The sequence below is a fragment of the Pseudomonas sp. KH_040 genome (assembly GCF_057839305.1).
In genome coordinates, this window is record NZ_CM174487.1 from 3,174,295 (window position 1) to 3,193,165 (window position 18,871).

General features: G+C 60.0%; 16 protein-coding genes. 7 read left to right on the plus strand and 9 right to left on the minus strand.

Going from position 1 to position 18,871, the window contains the following annotated elements; genetic code table 11:
- Window positions 1–8 precede the first annotated feature (8 nt).
- A complete protein-coding gene (pssA, locus tag AC3IUF_RS14225) occupies window positions 9–1,352 on the plus strand; it encodes a CDP-diacylglycerol--serine O-phosphatidyltransferase (RefSeq protein WP_007949921.1) in 1,344 nt (447 codons plus the stop codon).
- Between the two features lie 132 nt (window positions 1,353–1,484).
- Here the strand turns inward: pssA and efeO (AC3IUF_RS14230) are convergent, their stop codons facing one another.
- The 4 genes from efeO (AC3IUF_RS14230) to efeU are packed head-to-tail and all read right to left on the minus strand — an operon-like array spanning window position 1,485 to window position 5,703.
- The gene (gene efeO, locus AC3IUF_RS14230; RefSeq protein ID WP_489281395.1) at window positions 1,485–2,309 is read right to left on the minus strand and encodes an iron uptake system protein EfeO; all 825 of its coding nucleotides are present in this window, start codon (window positions 2,307–2,309) and stop codon (window positions 1,485–1,487) included.
- Between the two features lie 29 nt (window positions 2,310–2,338).
- Window positions 2,339–3,637: an iron uptake transporter deferrochelatase/peroxidase subunit gene (efeB, locus tag AC3IUF_RS14235; RefSeq protein ID WP_007918848.1), complete on the minus strand. Its 1,299-nt coding sequence runs from the start codon at window positions 3,635–3,637 to the stop codon at window positions 2,339–2,341.
- A gap of 18 nt (window positions 3,638–3,655) precedes the next feature.
- Window positions 3,656–4,855 (minus strand): iron uptake system protein EfeO, encoded by a 1,200-nt coding sequence (efeO, locus tag AC3IUF_RS14240; protein ID WP_489281397.1) that lies wholly within the window; start codon window positions 4,853–4,855, stop codon window positions 3,656–3,658.
- A gap of 8 nt (window positions 4,856–4,863) precedes the next feature.
- On the minus strand, window positions 4,864–5,703 hold the full coding sequence (efeU, locus tag AC3IUF_RS14245; protein ID WP_007918853.1) for an iron uptake transporter permease EfeU: 840 nt from the start codon (window positions 5,701–5,703) through the stop codon (window positions 4,864–4,866).
- Between the two features lie 291 nt (window positions 5,704–5,994).
- Here efeU and AC3IUF_RS14250 point away from each other — a divergent pair, with 291 nt between their 5' ends.
- The 6 genes from AC3IUF_RS14250 to AC3IUF_RS14275 all read left to right on the plus strand — a co-directional run bounded on the left by AC3IUF_RS14250 (window position 5,995) and on the right by AC3IUF_RS14275 (window position 12,981).
- Window positions 5,995–7,011 carry an AraC family transcriptional regulator gene (locus AC3IUF_RS14250; RefSeq protein ID WP_489281399.1) on the plus strand — a complete coding sequence of 339 codons (1,017 nt, stop codon included), beginning with the start codon at window positions 5,995–5,997 and terminating at the stop codon, window positions 7,009–7,011.
- Between the two features lie 266 nt (window positions 7,012–7,277).
- On the plus strand, window positions 7,278–8,942 hold the full coding sequence (locus tag AC3IUF_RS14255; RefSeq protein ID WP_489281401.1) for an AMP-binding protein: 1,665 nt from the start codon (window positions 7,278–7,280) through the stop codon (window positions 8,940–8,942).
- 16 nt (window positions 8,943–8,958) lie between these two features.
- The gene (locus tag AC3IUF_RS14260; RefSeq protein WP_007918867.1) at window positions 8,959–9,720 is read left to right on the plus strand and encodes an SDR family NAD(P)-dependent oxidoreductase; all 762 of its coding nucleotides are present in this window, start codon (window positions 8,959–8,961) and stop codon (window positions 9,718–9,720) included.
- 12 nt (window positions 9,721–9,732) lie between these two features.
- Window positions 9,733–10,926: an acetyl-CoA C-acyltransferase gene (locus AC3IUF_RS14265; RefSeq protein ID WP_095113249.1), complete on the plus strand. Its 1,194-nt coding sequence runs from the start codon at window positions 9,733–9,735 to the stop codon at window positions 10,924–10,926.
- Window positions 10,927–11,064: 138 nt separating this feature from the next.
- Complete coding sequence (locus AC3IUF_RS14270) at window positions 11,065–12,192, plus strand: acyl-CoA dehydrogenase (protein WP_123375190.1); 1,128 nt, start codon at window positions 11,065–11,067, stop codon at window positions 12,190–12,192.
- A gap of 15 nt (window positions 12,193–12,207) precedes the next feature.
- Window positions 12,208–12,981, plus strand: coding sequence for an enoyl-CoA hydratase (locus tag AC3IUF_RS14275; RefSeq protein WP_007918876.1), 774 nt, complete (start codon window positions 12,208–12,210; stop codon window positions 12,979–12,981).
- A 674-nt stretch (window positions 12,982–13,655) separates the two neighbouring features.
- On the opposite strand, the gene AC3IUF_RS14280 is transcribed toward AC3IUF_RS14275, so the two are convergent.
- The 5 genes from AC3IUF_RS14280 to AC3IUF_RS14300 all read right to left on the minus strand — a co-directional run bounded on the left by AC3IUF_RS14280 (window position 13,656) and on the right by AC3IUF_RS14300 (window position 18,870).
- Window positions 13,656–14,807: an acyl-CoA dehydrogenase family protein gene (locus AC3IUF_RS14280; RefSeq protein WP_095112190.1), complete on the minus strand. Its 1,152-nt coding sequence runs from the start codon at window positions 14,805–14,807 to the stop codon at window positions 13,656–13,658.
- A gap of 3 nt (window positions 14,808–14,810) precedes the next feature.
- Window positions 14,811–15,917: an enoyl-CoA hydratase/isomerase family protein gene (locus AC3IUF_RS14285; RefSeq protein ID WP_489281404.1), complete on the minus strand. Its 1,107-nt coding sequence runs from the start codon at window positions 15,915–15,917 to the stop codon at window positions 14,811–14,813.
- A gap of 231 nt (window positions 15,918–16,148) precedes the next feature.
- The gene (locus AC3IUF_RS14290; RefSeq protein ID WP_489281406.1) at window positions 16,149–16,835 is read right to left on the minus strand and encodes an HPP family protein; all 687 of its coding nucleotides are present in this window, start codon (window positions 16,833–16,835) and stop codon (window positions 16,149–16,151) included.
- Window positions 16,836–16,992: 157 nt separating this feature from the next.
- Entirely contained in the window at window positions 16,993–18,171 is a 1,179-nt protein-coding gene (locus AC3IUF_RS14295; RefSeq protein WP_489281408.1) for an MFS transporter, read from the minus strand.
- Window positions 18,172–18,351: 180 nt separating this feature from the next.
- Window positions 18,352–18,870 carry a GNAT family N-acetyltransferase gene (locus AC3IUF_RS14300; protein ID WP_007910174.1) on the minus strand — a complete coding sequence of 173 codons (519 nt, stop codon included), beginning with the start codon at window positions 18,868–18,870 and terminating at the stop codon, window positions 18,352–18,354.
- Window position 18,871 lies beyond the last annotated feature (1 nt).

The following is an 18,871-nucleotide window of genomic DNA, read 5'->3' on the forward strand; positions in this document are numbered from 1 at the left end:
CGAGCCCTATGCCGTTGCTTTTCAAACGCTCCTTGCTGCCCAAATTGCGCAGCTTCCCGCTGACCGCCGAGGCCGTGACCATTCTGTCCGGCGCCGCTGAATTTCGTCGTTGCCTGCTCGAGAAAATCGCTGCAGCGACCCAGCGCATCTACATCGTTGCGCTGTATCTGCAGCAAGACGAAGCCGGTCAGGAAATTCTCGATGCACTCCACGCCGCCAAGCTCAAGCGTCCCGAGCTGGAAATCGCCGTGGTGGTCGACTGGTTGCGCGCTCAGCGCGGGCTGATCGGCGCCGGCAAGCAGCCGGGCAATTCGGCGTGGTATCAGGAAATGACCCGCACGCACCAGAGCGAAGTGCCGGTGTATGGCGTTCCGGTGCAGACCCGCGAGTTGTTTGGTGTACTGCATTTGAAAGGCTTCGTGATCGACGACTGCGTGGTCTACAGCGGCGCGAGCCTGAACAACGTTTACCTGCACAAGTTCGACAAATACCGTTTCGACCGCTACCACGTACTGCAAAGCCACGAGCTGGCGGACTCGATGCATCACTTGGTCAAGCACGGCCTGATCGAATCGAAAGCGGTGCATCGCCTCGATCTGCCGAACCTGCCGACCACGCGTAGCTTGCGCAATGACATCGGTGATCTGCGTAGCCGCCTCAAATATGCAACGTACGACACGGCCACCGGCAGCACCGCCAGAGACAGTCTGTCCGTTACCCCGTTGCTCGGCGTCGGCAAGAACAACCCGCTGAACCGGGCGATTCTCGAACTGATCGCCAGCGCGCAAAAACAGCTGACCATCTGCACGCCATACTTCAATCTGCCGCTGGGGGTGATTCGCGAGATCAACCGCGCATTGGCCCGCGGCGTGAAAATCGACATCGTCGTCGGCGACAAAACCGCCAACGACTTCTACATCCCGCCGAGCGAGCCGTTCAAGGTGATCGCAGCGTTGCCGTATCTGTACGAGATCAGCCTGCGGCGCTTTGCCAAGCGCCATCAGCGCAACATCGACAGCGGTCAGTTGAACCTGCACCTGTGGCGCGACGGCGATAACACCTATCACCTCAAGGGCATGTGGATCGATCAGCGTTATACGCTGCTCACCGGTAACAACCTGAATCCACGGGCGTTCCGCCTGGATCTTGAGAACGCGTTGTTGATTGATGACCCGAAGGGCGAGTGGCTGGAGCCGCGAGCGAAGGAACTGGAGGAGATTTTCCGCCATACCACGCGGATCGACAGCTTTCAGAGTCTGGAGACGCTGCCGGAATACCCGGCCGGGGTGGCCAAGTTTCTCAAGCGCGTGAGTCGGGTGCGGATTGAGCGGTTGCTCTACCGGATTTTGTAAGGCTGCTGAAAATGCCATCGCTGGCAAGCCAGCTCCCACAGGTTCTATGGTGTACACAATATTTGTGAATGACCGAGAACACTGTGGGAGCTGGATTGCCAGCGATGGGGCCCGCTTAGACGCTACAGAAAATCAATTCAGACCCAACTTGCCACGCAACGTGGACAGGTCTTCCGCCAGTGTATTCACCGGCCCGACCAGCGCCTTACGGTCGTTATCCTTTACCTTGTCATAAGTCTCGAAACCACCGTCCTTGGTCTTGTACTTGGCCAGAATCTTGTCGACCGTGGCAAAGTTCTTGTCGACCTTCGCTACGAAAGCCTTGTCCTGCTTTTCGATCTGCGGACGGAACAGATCAACGATTTTCTTCGCGCCGTCGATGTTGCCCTGGAAGTCGTAGAGGTCCGTGTGGCTGTAGCGGTCTTCTTCGCCGGAGATCTTGGTCGCGGCCACTTCCTCCAGCAACGCGGCGGCACCGCCGACGACTTTCTCAGGTGGGAAGGTCAGGCCGTCGACGCGGGTTTGCAGGTCTTTGACGTCGCTGTTGAGCTTGTCCGCCAGTTCGTTCAGGCCCTGAGTGCTTTTCTCCGAGAACAGCGTGTATTCGATGCGGTGAAAACCGGTGAAATCATCGGCTTTCACGCCTTTCTCGTGGTCGTCGACGCGGGAGTCGATGGACGCATCGAGGTCACTGAACAGTTCGGCAATCGGCTCGATCGACTCGTAGTAAACGCGGGTCGGTGCGTAGAGCTTTTGCGCGGTGGCCAGGTCGCCTTTCTTCACGGCGTCGGTGAATTGTTGGGTGTGGCTACCCAGTTCATCCAATTGCTCGGTGACGTAAATCTTGTAGTCCGAAACCGGCCCGACCAGATCCAGCGGTGCCGTGGCGGCGAACGCCGACAGCGGGGTGTTGAGCAAACCTAGGGTCAGCAATAACGCGAGTGGCGTCTTTTTCATGGGGGCGGCTCCAGTGTTGAGATGTTGTTTCAGGCAGCGGTTTTCGGTTGTGTGGCGTTGAGCAGCGAGCGGCCGATGAAGTCCTTGTCGCCCGTGACACCCGGCAGGGTGAAAAAGTACCCGCCGCCGACCGGTTTGAGGTATTCCTCCAGCGGCTCGCCGTTGAGGCGGGTCTGCACGGTGATGAAGCCTTTTTCCAGGTCGGCCTGGTAACAGATGAACAGCAGGCCCATGTCGAGCTGGCCGTTCTTGTTCACGCCATTCGAATAGTTGAACGGCCGGCGCAGGATCAGGTTGGCCTGGGTTTCAGCCGTACGCGGATTAGCCAGGCGAATGTGCGCGTCGAGCTTGGTCAGCTTGCCGGCCGGGTCTTTGCTGTAATCCGGGACTTCGGTCTCATGCTGCGCACCCATCGGCGCGCCGGTGGTCTTGACCCGGCCGATGATGCTTTCCTGTTCCTGCAACGGCGTACGGTCCCAGCGCTCGACAAAGTTGCGGATGATCCGCACCGCTTGGTAACTGCCATGGGCAGCCCAGGCCGGTTCATCGCTGCCCGGTTGCACCCAGACCAGACGATCCATGGCTTTGCTGTCGTTGGAGTCGGGGTTGGCCGAGCCATCACGGAAACCGAGGAAATTGCGCGCCGATTGCGCTGGCAACCCCGGTTTCGCCGGGGCTTGCGGCGGCACGCTGCCTTCCTGTTTCCAGCGCACCAGCAGCAGGTCGGGGAGGTTTTTGACGATGTCGCGCAGGGCGTGAATGTTGGTGTCGGCGGTGTTCGAGCAGAACTGCAAACTCAGATCGCCATGGCAGCAATCGGCGTCCAGCGCATCGTTGGGAAACCCGACCATGCGCATCAGGCGTTTGGGTTTTGCGTCGGCCAGACCGAAGCGCTCGTCGAACAGCGATTCACCGACGGACACGGTGATGGTCAGGTTGTCCGGCGTGACGTTCGGGCCGAGGATGCCAGAATCCGGCGGCGGCAGTTTCGGATCGATCTGTGCGACCGGGCCGCCCTTCATCAGAAAGGCAATGCGCTCGTTGAGCGTGCGGAACAGCCGCTCCAGATCTTCGCGATCACTGGCCAACACATCGAATGACACCAGCATGCCCGACGCCGGACGCGGAGTGACGATGCCGGTCTGGTGCACGCCGTGGAAATCGTGGCGGTCTTCGGTCTTGTCGCTGCTCGGTGCTTCGGTGACCTGCGCCGGCGCGGCGGCCATGGCCGGGCAGCTCAGGGCGGACCCGGCGAGGGCGACACCGGCGGCGCCCATGCCCATCAAGACACGGCGGCGTTGCAGGTTGAGCGTTTCTAAATCTTTCATCGGGAATTCTTCTTCTGCTTACTGGCCGGAGAGGCCGAGGGCGGGATCGATGCCATCCAGTGCGTCGGCCAGAGCCTGGGCCTTGTCGGCGATCTGCTTGCGTTGTGCGCCGCTGACGGAGTCGTAGCTGGCGTAGCCGTCCTTGATCTTGTAGCTGTTGAGTTCGCTGTCGAAGTCCGCCAGTGCCTTGTCGATTTTCGGCAGCAGGTCGGCGGCAGACTTGGTCAGCATCGGCCGCAGCAGATCGACGACTTTGCGCGCGGTCTGTGCGTTGGCGGCGAAACCGTTGAGGTCGCTGTGGCTGTAGCGTTCTTCTTCGCCACTGGCGGCGCGTACGTCGGCCAAGGTGTTGAGGTTGCGCACGATGATGTTGACCAGTTGCTCCGGTGGCAGCGACTGCGCGAGCAATTGCTGTTTGAGCGCGGTGACGTCGCTGAGCAGGCGCTGGGCCACGGGTGTCAGCTCGTCGAGTTTGCGTTGCTGGAACAGCGCGTATTCGAGGCGGTGGAAACCAACGAAGGCCGGATCCTGCTCGCGTTTCTCGAAGTAATCGGCGCGGGCGTTGATGCTGTTGTCCAGTTCGGCCAGGCGTTGCGCGGCCGGGGCCAGACGTTGATAAGCCGCACGCGCGGGCAGGTACAGCGCCTGGGCCTGGCTGAGATCACCGCTTTCAATCGCTCCATTGAGCGCCGTGACGGCTTTGATCAGCGCGCTGCTCTGGCTGGCCAGGTACACACGGAATTCCGACAGCGGCCCGACGAAGGCGACCATCGACGGTTTGGCTTTGGCCGCAGCATCGGAGGCAGCCGTCGGCGTCACATGCAGTGTGCCGCGAGGATTACTCAGCAACCCGCAGGTGATTGCGTAATCGCCCGGTTGCAGATTGGCGTTGATCACCTGGCTCAGGCCCGGCGCGATGTTTTCGCGTTCTTCAACGACGAGTACGCCGTCAAGGATTTCCCATTCCACCGCCCGGTCGGAGCGGTTGACGATGCGGAAACTGGCGCGGCCAGCCGGCACCGTCAGCGCATTCGGCTCGCAGCTGCCCGGATGAATGTTCACCACCACTTCATCGTGGTTGTGCTGACGCTTGGCCGCAGCCATTTTCGAGGCGTAATAAAACAGACCACCGGCGGCGATCATCACCACCACTGAACCGGCCACCGCCCAACGCAAGGCGCGAGGAGGGGAGGCCTGAGGAGTATTAGGCTTTGACATGGATGCCCTTATTGGCTGGAAACGGAAGACGATTGCGTGGAGGGCTTGGGCGCGGGAAGGAAGAACATCACCAGCGCCACCAGCAGATAAAGCAGATAGGCACCGAGGGTGCTGACGGTCGGCGCATCCTGATAACCGAACATGCCGGCCAGCACCGAGCCCAACGGGCCATCCATCGGCAGCGTCGCGCTGAAGTCGAAGAGCACGGTCTGCAGGTGATTCCACAGCCCGGCTTCATGCAGGGCCTGCACCGAGTTGGCGAGAATCCCGGCGGCGACCACCAGAATGAACAGGCCGGTCCACTTGAAGAACGCCGAAAGATTGAGGCGCATGCTGCCGCTGTAGATCAGGAACCCGACGATGATCGCCAGAATCAGCCCGAGCAGGGCACCGATCGGCGCGCCCGGGCCTTCGCTCTGCTGGAAAACCGCGAGCAGGAAGAACACCGTTTCCAGACCTTCACGGGCGACCGCGAAAAACACCATGGCGATCAGCGCGATCACTTGATGTCTGGAAGATGTCAGCGCGTGATCGAGCGAGGCTTGCAGCGAATGTTTGATTGAACGCGCGACCTTGCGCATCCAGAACACCATGGAACTGAGAATGCCCACGGCCACCAGCCCGACGATGCCTTCGAACAGTTCCTGCTGTTTTTGCGGGAATTCAGCGCTGACCAGTTCCAGGCCACCACCGACCAGCAGGGCGAGGGCGGCAGCGAGAAACACGCCGATCCACACGGCAGGCATCCATTGACCACGGCCAGTCTGTTGCAGGTAGCTGGCGATAATGCCAACGATCAGCGCGGCTTCAATGCCTTCGCGCAGCATGATCAGAAAGGGAACGAGCATTCGGCATCCAAGAGGTCATTTCTAGAGGTTACAAGTTGTAACATAATGAAAGTCATTCTCACATGACATTGATTGACATAAACCTGAACAGTTGCTGAACGACCTCAATTTTTGCCTCGCATTGATCCCTGTAGGAGTGAGCCTGCTCGCGATAGCGGTGTGTCAGAACATTCAGCGCTAAATGACACGACGCCATCGCGAGCAGGCTCACTCCTACAGGGGATTCGTGTTGAATTCGTGTCCTGCGGTAATATGCCTGCCATTCAAAAACAACAAGGTTCAGCGCGCTCCATGTCGGAAAAAGACACCATCGCCGTTCAACTGGTGCGTGAAGCGCTGCTGCAAAGTTGTGCCCCGGGCGTGGCCATGGAAGAAGTCTTGAACAAGGTCGGGATTGATCCGCTGCTGCTGCAAACCGAGCACGGCCGGGTGCCGGCCTCGCAGTACGCGAAACTCTGGCGGTTATTGGCGCGCCGTGGCGATGACGAGTTCTTTGGCATGGACCCGCGCAAGCTCAAGTCCGGCAGTCTTGAGTTCCTGTGCCGCAGCGCGATGGCGCAACCGACGCTGGCAGCGGGTTTGAGCACGGGTTTGAGCTTTCTGTCGCTGATGCTTGAGCGCATGCCGGCGCAACTGGTGCACCAGCAAAGTCTCGCGGAAATCGTTCTGCTGGAGGATGAGCCCGAACCGCGCCGCGCCTTCACCTATTTCACTTATTGGATGATCGTCCACGGTGTGGCCTGCTGGCTGGCCGGGCGGCGGATTCCGATTCTGGCGATTGAACTGCGCTGCCCCGAACCGAATTTCACCGATGACTATCGGGTGATGTTTTCGGAAAACCTGCGTTTTGATCGGCCGCGAACCCGGATGATTTTCTCTGCCGATTGCCTCGACCTGCCGATCAAACGCACGGCCGAGGAGTTGAAGCGTTTTCTCGCCCACGCTCCGGCCAATATTCTGGTGAAGTACCGCGACCCGGAAAGCCTTGCCAGTAGGATCAAGCAGGATTTGCGGCAACTGGCGGCTGAACAATGGCCGGAGACTGAGGCGCTGGCGCAACAGTTGTGCATGTCAGCCTCGACGTTGCGCCGGCGACTGGCTGAAGAAGGGCAGACCTATCAGGGCCTCAAGGACAGTGTGCGCAAAGAGTTGGCGATCATTTGGCTGGCGGAGCCTTCGATCAGTTTTGTCGAAATTGCCAGCCGCTTGGGCTTTGCTGATGCGAGTTCGTTTTACAAGGCGTTTCGCAAGTGGTCGGGTTCGAATCCGGGCCATTACCGCACGTTGATCCTGAACGAGGTTGTCTGATCCAACACATCCCGCCGCTTGATCGTCCCCACGCGCTGCGTGGGAATGCCTCAAGGGACGCTCCGCGTTCCAGCTCTGGAGCGGACGCAGAGCGTCCAAGGCTGCATTCCCACGCAGAGCGTGGGAACGATCAGTGTGCTAGCAGTCTTGGCCAAACCAGTCAGCCACATTGATGGCTTTGACCATTGCCGCCGCTGCCCCACAGCGCGACTATCTCCCTGTTGTTTACGCTTCCCAGCCTAATAAAAAACAGAGGGATTCTGGCAATGCGCGATTACTTGTCTGCCACCGCACAGTTCAACTATCAGCACACCGTGGATGCCGCGCTCAGCGGTACGCTTGAGGCGCTCAACGCCTGCGTCGAATGTTGCGACCGCCACGCCTTGCCTGGGCGCATTGCCTTGTTCTGGGAAGGCCGCGACGGTGCCAGTGCGACGTACACGTTCAACGATCTGCAGGACAAAGCCGCGCGTTTCGCCAATTTCCTTCTCGCCCAAGGCGTGCAGAAGGGCGACAAGGTCGCCGGCCTGCTGCCGCGCAACGTCGAATTGCTCATCACCGTGTTGGCCACCTGGCGCATCGGCGCGGTGTATCAGCCGCTGTTTACCGCGTTCGGCCCCAAAGCCCTCGAACATCGCCTGAACAGCTCCGGCGCCAAAGTCGTTGTTACTGACGCGGTCAACCGGCCGAAACTCGCTGAAGTCGCCGATTGCCCGACGCTCGTCACCGTTGGCGGCGCGAAAGGCCAGGGCATCGTTCGTGGCGATTTCAGTTTCTGGGCCGAACTGGCCAACTATTCCAGCGTCTGCGAACCGGTGCTGCTGAGCGGCGAAGACCCGTTTCTGCTGATGTTCACCTCGGGCACCACCGGCCCTTCAAAAGCGCTGTCGGTGCCACTCAAAGCCATCGTCGCCTTCCAGAGTTACACCCGCGATGCCGTCGATCTGCGTCCGGAAGACTCGTTCTGGAACGTCGCCGATCCGGGCTGGGCCTACGGCATCTACTTCGGTGTGACCGGCCCGTTGTCGATGGGCCACCCGATCACCTTCTACGATGGCCCGTTCACCCTTGAAAGCACCTGCCGGGTGATCAACAAGTACGGCATCACCAACCTCACCGGATCGCCAACCGCTTATCGCTTGCTGATTGCCGGCGGTGACGAGTTCGCCAAGTCGATCAAAGGCAAATTACGCATCGTCAGCAGCGCCGGTGAGCCGCTGAACCCGGAAGTGATCCGCTGGTTCGCCGACAACCTCGACGTGATCATCCACGACCATTACGGCCAGACCGAACTGGGCATGGTCCTGTGCAATCACCACGGTCTCGACCACGCGGTTCATGTCGGCGCCGCCGGTTTCGCTTCGCCGGGCCACCGCATCGTCGTGCTCGACGACCAATACAACGAACTCGGCGTCGGCCAGCCGGGCATTCTTGCCATCGACCGACCGCAATCACCGATGTGCTGGTTCGGTGGCTACGAAGGCGCGCCGACCAAAGCCTTCGTCGGCGATTACTACCTCAGCGGCGACACCGTGGAATGGAACCCGGACGGCAGCATCAGCTTCGTCGGCCGCAGTGACGACGTGATCACCACCTCCGGCTACCGCGTAGGCCCGTTCGACGTGGAAAGTGCACTGATTGAACACCCGGCCGTGGTCGAGGCGGCGGTGGTCGGCAAACCCGATCCGGAGCGCACCGAACTGGTCAAAGCTTTCGTGGTGCTGAGTGCGCAATACCGTGCGGCTCCGGAGTTGGCCGAAGAGCTGCGTCAACATGTGCGCAAGCGTCTGGCCGCGCATTCGTACCCGCGTGAAATCGAATTTGTCAGCGAATTGCCCAAGACCCCAAGTGGCAAATTGCAGCGCTTTATCTTGCGCAACCAGGAAATCGCCAAAGCTCAAGAGGCTGCGGCGCATAACGTTTCAGCTTGAATCAGGAAATACAGTCATGCAGATCGAGAACAAGGTTTTTATCGTCACCGGCGGCGCATCGGGCCTCGGTGCGGCCACTGCTGAATTGTTGGTCAGTGCCGGCGCCAAAGTGATGCTGGTGGACATGAACGCCGAAGCCGTGGCCGCTCAGGCTCAGCGTCTGGGCGCACAAAGCGTTGTCGCCGACATCAGCAACGAAGCCGCCGCTGAAGCTGCCGTGCAGGCGACGGTAAAAGCCTTTGGCAGCCTCAACGGTCTGGTCAACTGCGCCGGCATCGTCCGTGGCGAGAAGATCCTCGGCAAGAACGGCCCGCATGCGTTGAGCAGTTTCGCCCAAGTGATCAACGTCAACCTGATCGGCAGCTTCAATATGCTGCGTCTGGCCGCTGCGGCAATTGCCGAATCCGAGGCAAACGCAGACGGCGAGCGCGGCGTGATCATCAACACCGCCTCGGTCGCGGCGTTCGACGGTCAGATCGGCCAAGCGGCGTACTCGGCCTCCAAAGGCGCGATCGCCAGCCTGACGCTGCCAGCCGCCCGCGAACTGGCGCGTTTCGGCATTCGCGTGATGACCATCGCCCCGGGCATTTTCGAAACACCGATGATGGCCGGCATGACCCCGGAAGTCCGCGATTCGCTGGCCGCCGGCGTGCCGTTCCCGCCGCGTCTGGGCAAGCCTGCCGAGTACGCCGCGCTGGTTCGGCATATCATCGAAAACAGCATGCTCAACGGCGAGGTGATCCGTCTCGACGGTGCCTTGCGCATGGCCGCCAAGTAAGGAGGATTTGTCATGACTATTTCCAACGATCCGATTGTTATCGTCAGCGCTGTGCGCACGCCAATGGGCGGGTTTCAGGGCGAACTGAAGAGCCTCACCGCGCCGCAACTCGGTGCTGCGGCGATCAAGGCTGCGGTTGAACGCGCCGGTGTCGCCAGCGATGCAGTCGATGAAGTGCTGTTTGGTTGCGTATTGCCTGCGGGCCTCGGTCAGGCGCCTGCGCGTCAGGCCGCTTTGGGCGCCGGCCTGGATAAATCGACCCGTTGCACCACCGTCAACAAGATGTGCGGCTCGGGCATGGAAACCACCATTCTCGCCCACGACATGCTGGTCGCTGGCAGTGCCGATGTGGTGATTGCCGGTGGCATGGAAAGCATGTCCAACTCGCCGTATCTGCTGGATCGCGCGCGCGCCGGTTATCGCATGGGCCATGGCCGTGTGCTCGATTCGATGTTCCTCGATGGCCTTGAAGACGCTTACGACAAAGGGCGCCTGATGGGCACCTTCGCCGAGGATTGCGCCGAAACCAATAGTTTCAGCCGTGAGGCGCAGGACGCTTTTGCCATCGCCTCGACCACCCGCGCGCAGCAGGCGATCAAGGACGGCAGCTTCAAGGACGAAATCGTCCCGCTGACCGTGACCGTCGGCAAAGAACAGGTGCTGATCAGCAACGACGAACAACCGCCAAAAGCCAAACTGGACAAGATTGCCTCGCTGAAACCGGCGTTCCGCGAAGGCGGCACGGTGACGGCGGCGAACTCCAGCTCGATTTCTGACGGTGCGGCGGCACTGGTGCTGATGCGTCAGTCGCAGGCGCAGAAACTCGGACTGAAAACGTTGGCGGTGATCCATGGCCACGCCGCGTTCGCCGATACCCCGGGCCTGTTCCCGGTGGCGCCGATTGGTGCGATCAAGAAGCTGATCAAGAAAACCGGTTGGTCGCTGGGTGATGTCGATCTGTTCGAAGTGAACGAAGCGTTTGCCGTGGTTGGCATGGCGGCGATGACACACCTGGAAATCCCCCATGACAAGTTGAATGTGCATGGCGGTGCCTGTGCGCTGGGCCATCCGATTGGCGCGTCGGGTGCGCGGATTCTGGTGACGTTGCTGTCGGCCCTGCGCCAGAGAAAGCAGAAACGCGGTATCGCGGCGATCTGCATCGGCGGCGGCGAAGCCACGGCCATGGCCGTGGAATGCGTCTACTAAACGCACTAATCCTGTAGGAGCTGACGAGTGCAACGAGGCTGCGATCTTTTGATCTTGTTTTTAGATCAAGAGCAAAAGATCGCAGCCTACGGCAGCTCCTACAGGGGAACGTGTGTAACCCGGATTTAAGGATTCACCATGATTCCCAACGAAGACCAAACCCAGATCCGCGACATGGCCCGGCAGTTTGCCGAGGAACGCCTCAAACCGTTCGCCGCCGAGTGGGATCGCGAGCACCGTTTCCCCAAGGAAGCCATCGGCCAAATGGCTGAGCTGGGCTTCTTCGGCATGCTCGTGCCGGAGCAGTGGGGCGGTTGCGACACCGGCTACCTGGCCTACGCCATGGCCCTGGAAGAAATCGCCGCCGGCGACGGTGCCTGCTCGACGATCATGAGCGTACACAACTCGGTCGGTTGCGTGCCGATTCTCAAGTTCGGTAACGACGATCAGCGTGAACGCTTCCTCAAACCGTTGGCCAGCGGCGCCATGCTCGGCGCTTTTGCATTGACCGAACCGCAGGCCGGTTCCGATGCCAGCAGCCTGAAAACCCGTGCACGGCTGGAAGGCGATCACTACGTGCTGAACGGCTGCAAACAGTTCATCACCTCCGGGCAGAACGCCGGGATCGTGATTGTGTTTGCGGTGACCGATCCGAGTGCCGGCAAACGCGGCATCACTGCGTTTATAGTGCCGACCGATTCGCCGGGCTACAAAGTCGCTCGCGTCGAAGACAAGCTCGGTCAACACGCGTCCGACACCTGCCAGATTCTCTTCGAAGACGTCAAAGTGCCGGTGGCCAACCGTTTGGGCGAGGAGGGCGAGGGCTACAAAATCGCCCTGGCCAACCTTGAAGGCGGCCGCGTCGGCATCGCCTCGCAATCGGTGGGCATGGCCCGCGCCGCGTTTGAAGCGGCGCGTGATTACGCCCGTGAGCGCGACACCTTCGGCAAACCAATTATTGAGCATCAAGCCGTGGCATTCCGCTTGGCCGACATGGCCACGCAGATCGCCGTCGCCCGACAAATGGTGCATTACGCCGCCGCCCTGCGCGACAGCGGTCAACCGGCACTGGTCGAGGCGTCGATGGCCAAACTGTTCGCTTCGGAAATGGCCGAGAAGGTCTGTTCGATGGCGTTGCAAACCCTCGGTGGTTACGGTTACCTCAACGACTTCCCACTGGAACGCATCTACCGCGACGTGCGTGTCTGCCAGATCTACGAAGGCACCAGCGATATTCAGCGCATGGTCATTTCGCGCAATCTTTGACAAGGAATTTTAATCATGACTTACGAAACCATTCTGCTCGAAACCCATGGCCGCGTTGGCCTGATCACCCTGAACCGCCCGCAGGCGCTGAACGCGCTGAATGCGCAACTGGTCAGCGAAGTGAATCAAGCCCTTGATGCGCTGGAAGCCGATGCGAACATCGGTTGCATTGTCCTCACTGGCTCGAAAAAGGCCTTTGCCGCCGGTGCCGATATCAAGGAAATGGCCGAGCTGACCTACCCGCAGATCTACATGGACGACCTGTTCAGCGACAGCGATCGCGTGGCCAACCGCCGTAAGCCGATCATCGCGGCGGTCAACGGTTTCGCCCTCGGCGGTGGCTGTGAGCTGGCGCTGATGTGCGATTTCATTCTGGCAGGCGACAACGCCAAATTCGGTCAACCGGAAATCAACCTCGGCGTGTTGCCGGGCATGGGCGGCACTCAGCGCCTGACCCGCGCGGTCGGCAAGGCGAAAGCCATGGAAATGTGCCTGAGCGGACGTTTGATCGATGCAGTGGAGGCTGAGCGTTGCGGCATCGTTGCGCGGATTGTGCCGAGCGATGAGTTGCTCGACGAAGCGCTGAAAGTGGCGGCGGTGATTGCCAGCAAGTCGCTGCCGATTGCGATGATGATCAAAGAGAGCGTGAATCGTGCCTTTGAAGTGAACCTGACCGAGGGCGTGCGCTTTGAACGTCGGGTGTTCCATGCAGCGTTTGCCACGCAGGATCAGAAGGAAGGGATGGCGGCGTTTATTGCCAAGCGTGAGGCCGACTTCAAGGGCAAGTAACGCGACTAAAGCGAAAAGCCCCTCACCCTAACCCTCTCCCGGAGGGAGAGGGGACTGATTGGGGGATATTTCAGATTTACGCCGACCTGGGTGCTCATCACCGAATCCGTAATCGACTCGGTCTTTCAGGTCGACGTATGACGCCAGACACCTCGGTCGGCTCCCTCTCCCAGAGTGAGAGGGACTGATTGGGGCATGCTTGGAAGGTACGCCGACCTGAAAGAGTTTTACCGAATCCCTGATTGACCTGGCTTACCGAATCGATAATCGACTCAGTCTTTCAGGTCGACGTATACGCCAGACACCTCGGTCGGCTCCCTCTCCCAGAGGGAGAGGGACTGATTGGGGCATGCTTGGAAGGTACGCCGACCTGAAAGAGTTTTACCGAATCCCTGATTGACCTGGCTTACCGAATCGATAATCGACTCAGTCTTTCAGGTCGACGTATACGCCAGACACCTCGGTCGGCTCCCTCTCCCAGAGGGAGAGGGACTGATTGGGGGATGCTTGGAAGGTACGCCGACCTGAAAGAGTCTTACCGAATCCCTGATTGACCTGGCTTACCGAATCTATAATCGACTCGGTCTTTCAGGTCGACGTATGACGCCAGACACCTCGGTCGGCTCCCTCTCCCATTGGGAGAGGGCTGGGGTGAGGGAAAGGGGCCAACACCGTTACAACTGATAGTTCTTCAACTCCCGCGCAATCACCATCCGCTGAATCTCGCTCGAGCCTTCATATATCTGGGTAATCCGCGCATCACGGTAGTACTTCTCGACCGGGTAATCCTCCAGATACCCATACCCGCCATGAATCTGAATCGCCGACGAACACACCTTCTCGGCCATTTCCGACGCAAACAGCTTGGCCTGCGACGCTTCTGACAAACACGGTTTACCCGCCGTACGCAGACGTGCCGCATGCAGGATCATCAGGCGCGCAGCGTTGATTTGCATGTGCATGTCGGCCAGCAGGTTGGCGATGCTCTGATGTTCGTTGATCGGTTTGCCGAACTGGATGCGATCGCGCGAATACACCAACGCCGCCTCAAACGCCGCCCGAGCAATACCCAGAGCCTGCGCGGCGATGCCGATGCGTCCGCCTTCAAGATTGGACAGGGCAATCGCCAGGCCTTTGCCGCGCTCGCCGAGCAGATTGGCCTCGGGAATGCAGCAGTTGTTCAGCGTCACCGCGCAGGTATCAGAAGCGCGGATGCCCATCTTGTGTTCAGTGCGATCAACGATAAAACCCGCAGTATCGGTCGGCACCAGAAACGCCGAAATGCCTTTCTTGCCCAGATCCGGATCGGTCACGGCAAAGACGATCGCCAGCTTCGCCCGTTTGCCGTTGCTGACAAATTGCTTGGCGCCGTTGATCACCCATTGACCGTCACGCAGTTCGGCGCGGGTGCGCAGGTTGTGGGCTTCGGAACCGGCCTGCGGTTCGGTCAGGCAGAAGCAGCCGATGGTTTGCCCACTGGCCAGATCCGCCAGCCAGGTCTGTTTCTGTGCTTCGCTGCCGTAATTGAGTACCGGGCCGCAGCCCACCGAGTTGTGGATGCTCATGAAGGCGCCGGTCGCGCCGTCACCGGCAGAAATCTCTTCCACGGCCAATGCATAAGCGACGTAATCGACGTAAGTGCCGCCCCATTCTTCAGGCACCACCATGCCAAGCAAACCGAGCTCACCCATCTTCGCAACGAGCGCGTCGTCGATCCAGCCAGCCTTTTCCCAGGCCTGCGCGTGCGGCGCGATTTCACCACGGGCGAAGTCCCGGGCCATGTCGCGGATCATCACTTGTTCTTCAGTCAGTTCGAGATCGTGCATGGTTCAGCTCCCGCTCTCAGGAAAACCGTGGAAGAAACTCGCGACATGCGCAGCGTCCAGCGCAGCGAGGGTCGGCGGGTTCCAGCGAGGTGTCTTGTCTTTATCGATCAGCAGGGCGCGGACGCCTTCGATCAGGTCGCCGCGGGCGAACCACTGGCGATCCAGATGCAACTCCAGTGCGAAGCACTGTTCCAGGCTCAAGTGGCGGCCGCGACGAAGCATTTCCAGGGTCACGGCCATGGCCAGCGGCGAACGGGTTTCCAGTAGATCAGCCGTAGTGGTCGCCCATTCGTGGCTGTCGGCGACGGTCACCGCGCGTAACTGCTCGACCATGCTCGGTACGTCCGGCAGGGCGAAGAAATGGTCGATCGCCGGGCGCAAAGACTCAAGCGGCGCATCGGGCAGGGTTTGTACGGCGTGTTTGGCCAGCAGATTTTGCAGCGCCTTGAGCGGCGTGTCCTGCCATTCCATCTGATCGAGTTTTTCGTCGAGCAGCGCCAGTTTGCTGCTGTCCAGGTACCAGTCGGCGAGGCCGCAATACAGCGCATCCGCCGCACGGATCTGCACGCCGCTGACACCCAGATAAATGCCCAGCTCACCGGGAATGCGCGGCAGGAAATAGCTGCCACCGACATCGGGAAAATAACCGATGGCCACTTCCGGCATCGCCAGACGACTCTTCTCGGTGACCACGCGCAGATCGGCGCCTTGCACCAGGCCCATGCCGCCGCCGAGGACAAATCCGTCCATCAGCGCCAGCACCGGTTTGCGGTAGTGATGAATGGTCAGGTCGAGGGCGTATTCCTCGACGAAGAAATCTTCGTGCAGCGTGTCGCCGCTTTTGAAACTGTCGTACAGGGAACGAATGTCGCCGCCGGCGCAGAAAGCTTTTTCACCGGCACCGCGCAGGACCACGGCGTGAACATCGGCGTCAGTCGCCCAGGCATCGAGTTGCTGTTGCAGCAAACGCACCATGTCGAGGGTAATGGCGTTGAGGCCGGCGGGGCGATTGAGGGTCAGGTGACCGATATGATTGCGAACGTCGGCCAGCACTTCGTTTTGCGTGGCATCCATGGACGGTGTCCGCTGGGATGAAGCCTGAGCTGTCATCAGTAACTCCCTGCTTTTATTGTCTTTATTCGAGAAGCTCGCGCGCGAGCATTACCGGATCGTAACAGTGCAAATTTGCCGTGTACAACCGGGATATTCGCAGGGGGAGTTTGCGTTTTTACCTTGGTCGAAAATGTGCGCGCTCATGTAGGAGCTGCCGCAGGCTGCGATCTGTTGACCGTTAAAAAGCAAGATCAAAAGATCGCAGCCTGCGGCAGCTCCTACACGGAGTCAGCGGAAGGTTTGGGTAATGCTGCGGCGCTTGGCGTGCAGTTCGCTGGCGTGGATCAGTTGTTCGAGATCCTCGGGGGTGATGTCGATGAAGGCTTCCATATCGGCCAATGCGAGTTTGAGGTCTTCTGCGGTGATTGCCTGACTGTCGACCGGGGCAACCATCGGCGCTGGTTCAGCGGGGCGTTTCGGGTAACGGATACGGGTCAGGTTGTTGTAGGCCAAGGCACTGAGCAGCATGCACGCCGCGCCGAGCATCACCGGTTCCATGGCTTTCCAGTCCAGGGCGATGGTCGCGGGGTCCGCCAGCACCAGCGTCAGTGCCAACGCCCCGGCCGGTGGATGCAGGCAACGCAGCCAACACATCAGAATCAGCGCCATGCCCGCCGCCAGGCACGCGCTGCTGAGCGTGCGCCCGAGCACATGGGCCACCAGCAACGCGACGACACCAGCACACAAATACCCGCCGAGAATTGACCACGGCTGAGCGAGAGCACCGGAGGACACGGCAAACAACAACACAGCCGATGCCCCCAGGGGGCCGATCAAGTGATAGGCGACTTCATGGCCAAACACCTGCGCGCACAACCACACACTGAACAATGTGCCCAGCGCCATGCCGATGGCCGCGCGGCTCCATTCGGTGGGACGGGTATTGATGGTGGCGGGCAACCAGCGAGCGAGCATGTAAATCCGATCCTTGCAGCAGATTCGAGGCAAAAAAAAGGACTTGTCCGGCATATCCGGAAAGCCCTCGAAGTGTTCCAACATTGGGGGAGGAACGTGCACAGTGTGCCGGGCAAACTCGATGCTGACAAATTCATATTAATGAAGATTTAGTGCATTAATTTTGAATTGAAGCGACGCGACGGCCACTGACGAAGCACAAGTAGCCGCCCACAGCCGCCAGTGCGCTCAAGGCATAAAACATGCTCGGCGCCGGTGTGTGCATCAGCAGAAATCCGCACATGACTGGACTGGCCGCACCACCCAACGCCGCCAGATTCTGCGCGCCGTAGTAGCTGCCGCGCAGTTCTTCCGGGGCGAGGGTGTCGACGAACAAAAAGTCGGCCGGGTAAATGATCATCTCGCCCAAGGTGAAGATAAACATCGCCACGCACCAGCCGAGCAGACTGTCGGCCAGACTGAAACCGATCAGCCCGACGATGAACAACGCAGTGCCGCCGGCAATCCAGTGACGCAGGTGTTCTCGGCTGAGCAGGCGGCCGATCTGGTACTGCAACAGGATCACCGTGATTGCATTGCAGGCGAGCAGGGCGGCCATGGTCTCCAGCGTCTGTTGCTGGGTGTGGGTGACCAGCAGGTATTGCGACAGGTACAGGGTGAAACGCCCGTGCACCAGCGTGCTGAGCAGGCAGCCCAGGGTAAACAGGATCATCGTGCGGTCGTTTTTCAGGATGATCAGGGTTTTCAGAAAGCTGGGTGGCGCAGCGACTGGAGCGATCGGGCTGGCTTCCCGGGCGGCGCCGAGCAGCAAAAATATGCTGCCGATGGCAATCGCACCGGCAACGATGAAGGGCGCCGAAGGCTGCACCCCGGCAATCACCACGCCGATCATCGGGCCGACCGCATAGCCGATATTGGTCAATGTGTAGTTGAGGGAAAACGCCTTGACCCGCTGGCCCACCGGCAGGTTTTCACTGAGGATGGCTTTGGCGCAGATGAGGAACAGCGCCGACGCCGTTTCGCTGATGATCAGCACCAGGGTGACCAGATACAGGTTCTGCGCGAAGGTCAGCAGGATAAGGCCGATGCCGCTGGAGAGCATGGTCAGGATCAGCAACCGGCGCTTGTCCAGCCGATCGATGATGTAGCCGCCATACAGCGACAGCAACGTGGCGCTGAACACCGCAATGCCCAACAGCAGACCGACATCCTGCGGGTTGAGTTTGAGCTTGTTGCTGAGGAACAGGGTCAGCAGCGGGCTGATCAGGGCGCGGCTGATAACGACGGTCAGCGAACTGATCATCAACCGGCGGATGAGGCGCGAGTAGGTGGCCACGAAGGGTCAATGTCCTTATTTCAAATGCTGGGCGGGCGTACGCCATCCTTACCGGGCAGTCACCACCGGTCAAGCCGCCACACCACAATTCCTGTGGGAGCCGTTGTACCAGATACATCAATGTTGACTGACACTCCGCCTTCGCGAGCAGGCTCGCTCCCACAAGGATCTTCATTGCTTTCAAATCAGGCGCAGGCGCATGGCGCAGCGCCGCTCTGGGGGAAATCCGCAGACGATTTCGGCTTGCAGCGCATCGCGTAAATGGCGTTCGGCTTTTACATTCGCCAACTCGACAAACCCCATCCTCTGATAAAACGGTGCATTCCATGGCAGATCGCGAAAGGTGGTCAATGTCACTGAGTTCAACTGCATCGCGCGCGCTTGTTCAATGACTGCCGCAACCAGTGCGCGACCGATGCCTTGTCCTTGAAAAGCCTGACTGACGGATAGCTCCTCAATGTGCAGGTGCTGATCAATGTCGACAGCACGAACAAATCCAGTCAGTTGCCCACCGCTATGTTCAGCAACCCACACGTACGCCTGTTCGATGGCCAGCAGATGTTGGCCAGCATCGGGCACCTCGGCATCAGCCAGCCACGCCAATGGCGGATCAAGACGAAACAATTGCGCTGCCGAATGCTCGATCGCGGGGAGGGCTTGCGCGTCAGCAAGGCTGGCGCGGCGTACGTCGAAGGTCATG